The following is a 5,895-nucleotide window of genomic DNA, read 5'->3' as shown; positions in this document are numbered from 1 at the left end:
CGTGCGGCCGGCGGTCGACTGCGGATCCGTCTCCGGCATGCAGCACGACCTCGTCGACGAGGCCGATGCCGGCGTCGACCGGCAGATCACGGCGCACGTCGCGGCCGATGTGAAAGCGGCGAGGGTGGTGCTGTACTACCGGCCCGAGAGCGCGAGCGATTTCGTCGAGGTGCCGATGACCAAGGTCGGCGAGTGCAGCTACACCGGGACGATTCCCGGCGACAAGTTGCGCGGCGAGTACATGCACTACTACGTCGCGGCGCTCAACACCGATGGCAAGGTCGTTGCCAGCAGGGGGTCCGCCGGGTCGCCGAACATCATCGAGATCCGCGCGGGGGCGGCGGCGGGTGGCGGCGCGCTCGCCGACGACGACGAAAACCCGTTGGCCGGCGGCAGCCGCCGCGACGACGACGGAGACCGCGAAAGCGACCGCGACGGCGATGTGGCCGGGGCGGTCGATGTCGCCCCGAAGCGGGCGCGGTTCTTCGTCAATCTCGCGGTGGGCAGCGGCGGCGGCTACGTCACCGGCGAGACCGAGTCGACCCAGCAGTCCGTCGGATGTTGCTTTGCTCCGGCGCTGTTTCACGTCGCGCCGGAGATCGGCTATCTGCTCGATGCGCGGTCGAGCTTGTCCCTCGCTTTCCGCGTCGGATTTCCGGTCGGCGCCAACATCCCCGGTCACTCCACCGGCGCACCCGCCGCGCTCGTGCGCTACCGCCGCGCGTTTGCGAAAAGCGGCGACGGTCTGGGCATCAGCGCATCGATCGGCGGCGGTGTGTTGCGCAACACGGTCAAGCTCGCCAATCCGTCCAATCCGGCCGAAGACACCGACACGGTTGCGATCGGGCCGTTACTGGTCGGCGCCGGCGCCGCCTACACGGCGAGTCTCGGGGGGCCGATGAAGTTCGTCGCCGAAGCCAACGCGCTCGCCGGCATTCCGGTGATCTCGGAGTTTTCGTGCGCGCCGCAGGACGACGGAACGGATCTGTGCGTCCGCCCGAACTTCGGGGTGAACGTGGACGTCACCGTGGGGCTTCTGTTCGCGTTCTGACGGGCGGCCGCGCGCTACGGCGTGCGGGCGAGCGGGTGGAACGCGACGTGGACCTCGCCGCCCGTGACCGACGCCTCGCTGGGCGACGGGGACGTCATGATCACCGCGACCTCGACGACGCGGTCCGCGCCCTCGGACAGGTAGATGACGCGCTTGGTGGGGGTACGGCGCGTGGCCGTGCGCCGCAAGTCGTCGAGGAACGCCGGGTAGACGTCACACAGCGCGCTGTCCGACAGGTCGATGCCGCCGGCTTGCCCGGCGACGCCGAGGAACTCGAGAAACGCGCGGTTGGCGACGCGCACGCGGCCCTCGGGCGTGACACACGCTAGCGGTACCGGCGCGAATTCGAACGTCTCCACCGCGGCGGCGTCGGCACGCTCGTCCTTGAGCGGGGCTGGTCCGGTGGCGCGCGGTTCGCGCGACGGGCGGCGGCGGCCGGTGTCGATCCCGAGCATGTTCATCAGTGTGCGCAGCTCGTACAGAAAGCTCGCAACGTCGGGATGACGGTCGGCGGGATCTTTGGCCGTCGCGCGCGCCACGATTTCGTCTGCCCGCTCGTCGAGCGGTTCGTCGATCTGGGTCGACGGTCGGGGGACCGGCTCGTCGAGATGTGCGCGGAAGATGTCCTCGACGCTGCCGGTAAACGGCAGTCGGCCGACCAACACCTCATAAAACAGGATGCCGAGCGCGTAGATGTCGCTCTGTTGCGACGGCGGATCGCCGTGGATGCGCTCCGGTGCCAGGTAGTGGGGCGTGCCCTCCACGCGACCGCCGGCGCCGCGCAATGCCGCCTCGGCGCGGGCGAGGCCGAAGTCGAGCAACTTGACTACGCGGCGCCGATCGGGCGCGCGCGTGAGCAACATATTCTCGGACTTGATGTCGCCGTGAATGATCGCGCGGCCATGGATGTAACGAAGCGCGTCGGCGACCTGCCAGATCACGTCGCACGCGACGCGTGGAGCGAGCCGGCCATCGTGCTCGATCTTTTTGAACAACGTCTTGCCCTCGAGCAGTTCCATGACCATGAACAGGCCGAACTCATCGTCCTCGCCGAAATCGACGACCGAGCAGATATTCAAGTGCGAAAGCGCCGACGCCAGTCGCGCCTCGCGGTAAAACATCTCGCGGATGCGCGGGCTGTTGGCAATCGGGACTTTGATGAGCTTGAGCGCGAACGCCTTGCCCAACGCCTGGTGGCGCACGCGCAGGACGCGGCCCATGCCGCCGCGGCCGAGCGTGCCCTCGACGACGTAGCGGTCGCCGACCACGTCGCCGACGCGTGCACCGCGCAGCTTACGCGCTGGAGTCGTCGGCGACGCGGCGGCCGCGGCCGCGCGCGCGGCGATCTCGGCCGGGTTCACGCCGCGCGCGCCCGTGGTGGCGAGCGCGTGCACGCTCAATTTGAGGCTCGGCACGAGCGTCTCGGGAACCGCATCCTTGTCGTCGGAGGTATCGGCCACGAGAGGCCTTCTATAGTACAAAAAACCGGAGTATAAGAGCGGACGATCCGATGGACGAGACCAGGTTCGACCAGTTGGGGCGCGCGGAGTTGCGGGCGATCGAGGACGCCTTCGAGGACGTGGATCCGGATGATGTCGAGGTGTCGTCTTCCGACGGCGTGCTCACGCTCGAACTGCGCGACGGCGTCAAAGTCGTGATCAACACGCACCGGGCGGCACGGCAGATCTGGATGGCCGCGGTGGCCAGCGCGTGGAAGTTCGACTACGACGACGCGACCGGCCGGTGGCGGACGGCGGCCGGCGACGACCTGCGCGACACGATTCGCCGCCTGGTCGCCGAGCGCGTCGGCGTCGAGGTGCCGCTTTAGCCATGCCGCGCTCCGGTCGACTGTCGGCGATCCGATCGACGCCCGCGCCAACCGATTTCCGCCCGCGCCGTCGGACCGCGCGGATGGCTCGGGCCGGCCGACCGTTCCGCGAGGAGACAACATGGCAGACAACCCGTTTCTCGAGGTGATCCGCGTGTGGGCCGGCCTCGCGTGGGCCGACGGGCGGCTGGCGGTGCAGGAGGCGCAGGCGATGCGCAAGCTGATCGGTATGGCCGACATGCCCGACGCCGATCGCGATGCCGCGCTCTCATACCTGGACGGTCCGGTGCCGTTCGACGCGGGGAGCCTTGCGACGCTGGATCGCTCCGCCCGCGAAGGCATCTATCGCGCCGCGGTGAGGCTGGCGATGGTCGACCGCGAGTTCGCGCCGGACGAGCGGACCTTTTTGGACCGGTTGCGCGACGGGCTCGCGCTGGACGTCGAGACGGCTGCGTCGATCGAGGCGGCCGAGCGGCTGCCGAGCTGACCGCTTCGTCACGCGCGCGCCGGCACGACGCGGCCGAACAGCGTCGCCATCGTGGCGCGCTCGATGAGCACGTCGACGAAGTCGCCCGGTCGGCCGGCGTCGGCGGGCAAGATGACCGCCTTGAACCCGTCGGTGCGGCCGACGAGCTGATCCGGGCGCCGTTTGGACCGCCCGTGGATCAACACGCGCTCGATCCGCCCGATACGCGCGGCGAACCGCTCGGTCGAGATCTGCTCCTGTAGCGCGATGATCTGCTGGAGGCGGGCCTTCTTGACCTCGAGCGGCACGTCGTCCGCAAGGCGGCGCGCCGCGTAGGTGCCCGCGCGTTCCGAATACAGGAACATGAACGCGCTGTCGAACCGTACCTCGCGCATCAGCGCCAACGTGTCGGCGTGGTCGGCATCCGTTTCACCGCAGTAGCCGGTAAGGATGTCCGTGGTGATCGCGATGTCGGGGATCGCCGCGCGCAGCGCGTCGACGATGCGGCGGAACGTCGCGACCGTATAGTTGCGCCGCATCGACGCCAAGATCCGATCGGAGCCCGACTGGACCGGCAAGTGGACGTGTTTGCAGACGGTCGGCTCCTGCGCGATGGCGGCGATGACGTCGTCGGTGAAGTCGACAGGGTACGGCGACGTGAACCGCACGCGCTCGATGCCGGGAACGCGGGCGACCGCACGCAGCAAGTCGGCGAACGATACGTCGTCGTAGCGGTACGAGTTGACGGTCTGGCCGAGAAGGACGACCTCGCGGTAGCCAGCGTCGGCGAACGCGCGCACCTGGCGCAGTACCTCCCGCGGAGGCACGCCGCGTTCGCGGCCGCGCACCAGCGGCACGACGCAAAAGGTGCACATCTTGTCGCACCCGCGCTGAATCGTGACGAACCCGGACACGCCGTCGCCACCGGAGGCGCCCGACAACCCTTCATACGTCTCGCGCCGGTCGAGGCGGACGTCGATGAGCGGATCGGTGGCGTCGCCGGCGTCCGCGAGCAGCGCGGGGAGGCGCCGGTAGCTGTCCGGACCGACGACCAGGTCCACGTCGGGCGCGCGCTCGGTGATGCCTTCCTTGAGGTGTTCGGCCAGGCAGCCGATGATGCCCAACGTGACGTGGCGGCGGCGGCGCTTGTGGGCGGCCAGCTCGCGCGCGCGTGCGAACACCCGATCGGCCGCGCGTTCGCGGACGGCACACGTGTTGATCAGGATGACGTCCGCGGTCGCCGGGTCGGTCGCCGGCCGGTAGCCCGCGTCGCCGAGCAGGCCGCGGATCAAGTCGGTGTCGGCCACGTTCATCTGGCAGCCGTAGGTCTCGATGTAGATCCGCGGGCCGGTCGCGGCTGCGGCCTCGGGGGCGGCCGCAGTCGGGCGGCGGCGGAGCGGCACGAGCGGGCTGTCGGTTGGCGGTGACATCGATCAGGCGAAAATGGCGCGGTCCGAGACGTGCACCGGAGACCCGGGCGGTGCACGGCAACGCCCCGGGGGCGCCGCGATGCCGTGAGCGCGCCGCGGTCACCGCGGTGAGGTTCACGTCCCGACGACGGCCGGTGTGTGACCGCTCGGTCTTAGCATATCCTGCGCCGGTGTGGACACGCCTGTTGCGCCGGGCGGCGGTCGCCGCCGCCCTCCTCGCCGCGGTCGCGGTCGCGCGCGCGGGTGGCCGGCTGGCCGCCGCGCTGACCGCGCTGGGTGGGCTGTCGGCGGTCGCGGCCGTGGCGATCGGATTGCCCCGCGCCGCGCACCGGGCGTTTCGCCGGGGCGACGCGCCGCGCGCCGCGCTGTACTACGCGGTCCTGCGCCGGCTCGCGCTCGACCCCGACGTTCGCGCGTCGGCCGACGTGTCGCTCGCCGCGTGCGACCTGGCGCGCGGGCGCTACGCGTCGGCGCTCCGCCGACTTGCCGCGATTCGGCCGGACGAGTTGCCGGAACCGGCGCGGGCCGCGTGGTTCAACGATCGCGCGTACGCGCTCGCTCGCTCCGGCGGCGACCCCGCGGCGGCGCTGGCGGCGGCCGACCGTGCCGTCGAGCTGCGCCCCGCGGCGCCCGCGTTTCGCCACACGCGCGGCATCGCGCTGCTCGCGATCGGGCGGGTCGACGAAGCGATCCGCGAACTCGAAGCGGCGTGGCACGACGCCGAAGGCGCACCGCCGCCCCTGCTCGAGGCCGAGCGCTGTTACGACCTCGGAGTTGCATGGCAGCGCAAGGGCGAGCGGGACTACGCCAACGATTACTTCGACCGCGCGCAGCGGGCCGCTCCCGAGTCCACCTGGGCGGAGCGGGCGCGAGCGGCACTGGGCGACGCGGGCGGCGCGGCCCGGCGCGCGGTATGGCCCGAGTGAGCAACCGGCGCGGCACGCGGAGTCGACCGAGTGCGGCGGCGGCGCGGGTTAAATGAGGAGTCATGTGTCCCGTACGGAGGATCGCGAGCCACATCGCGTCGACGGCAAGGCGGAGCGACGAAGTAAGGGTGGGCCCCCTTTCGAGGAGCTCCAACGCCGCCGGCGGCGTGAGGGGGCCGCGAGGACCGTACGCG

At 70.8% G+C, this 5,895-nt stretch carries 6 protein-coding genes; 4 read left to right on the top strand and 2 right to left on the bottom strand.

Features of this window, described 5'->3' with window-relative positions:
* Position 1: 1 nt before the first annotated feature.
* Positions 2–1,051 (top strand): hypothetical protein, encoded by a 1,050-nt coding sequence (locus D6689_21475; protein RMH37053.1) that lies wholly within the window; start codon positions 2–4, stop codon positions 1,049–1,051.
* A 14-nt stretch (positions 1,052–1,065) separates the two neighbouring features.
* On the opposite strand, the gene D6689_21470 is transcribed toward D6689_21475, so the two are convergent.
* Complete coding sequence (locus D6689_21470) at positions 1,066–2,511, bottom strand: serine/threonine protein kinase (protein RMH37052.1); 1,446 nt, start codon at positions 2,509–2,511, stop codon at positions 1,066–1,068.
* 50 nt (positions 2,512–2,561) lie between these two features.
* Between D6689_21470 and cyaY the strand changes: the two genes are divergently transcribed.
* Together cyaY and D6689_21460 are read left to right on the top strand one after the other, a co-directional pair.
* Complete coding sequence (gene cyaY, locus D6689_21465; GenBank protein RMH37051.1) at positions 2,562–2,879, top strand: iron donor protein CyaY; 318 nt, start codon at positions 2,562–2,564, stop codon at positions 2,877–2,879.
* Between the two features lie 121 nt (positions 2,880–3,000).
* Positions 3,001–3,366: a TerB family tellurite resistance protein gene (locus D6689_21460; GenBank protein ID RMH37050.1), complete on the top strand. Its 366-nt coding sequence runs from the start codon at positions 3,001–3,003 to the stop codon at positions 3,364–3,366.
* An 8-nt stretch (positions 3,367–3,374) separates the two neighbouring features.
* Here the strand turns inward: D6689_21460 and miaB are convergent, their stop codons facing one another.
* Complete coding sequence (gene miaB / locus D6689_21455; protein ID RMH37049.1) at positions 3,375–4,775, bottom strand: tRNA (N6-isopentenyl adenosine(37)-C2)-methylthiotransferase MiaB; 1,401 nt, start codon at positions 4,773–4,775, stop codon at positions 3,375–3,377.
* A 170-nt stretch (positions 4,776–4,945) separates the two neighbouring features.
* Here miaB and D6689_21450 point away from each other — a divergent pair, with 170 nt between their 5' ends.
* Positions 4,946–5,701 carry a hypothetical protein gene (locus D6689_21450; GenBank protein RMH37048.1) on the top strand — a complete coding sequence of 252 codons (756 nt, stop codon included), beginning with the start codon at positions 4,946–4,948 and terminating at the stop codon, positions 5,699–5,701.
* Positions 5,702–5,895: the final 194 nt, after the last annotated feature.

The sequence above is a fragment of the Deltaproteobacteria bacterium genome, assembly GCA_003696105.1.
Classification (GTDB): Bacteria; Myxococcota_A; Polyangia; order Haliangiales; family J016; genus J016.
Note: the sequence above shows the minus strand (reverse complement) of the source record. Positions and strands in the feature narration are given on the sequence as shown.

What these genes read in the sequence shown, in the direction of transcription:
- miaB (RMH37049.1), bottom strand. Translation starts at nt 4,775, where the DNA reads ATGTCACCGCCAACCGACAGCCCGCTCGTGCCGCTCCGCCGCCGCCCG.
- D6689_21460 (RMH37050.1), top strand. Translation starts at nt 3,001, where the DNA reads ATGGCAGACAACCCGTTTCTCGAGGTGATCCGCGTGTGGGCCGGCCTC.
- cyaY (RMH37051.1), top strand. Translation starts at nt 2,562, where the DNA reads ATGGACGAGACCAGGTTCGACCAGTTGGGGCGCGCGGAGTTGCGGGCG.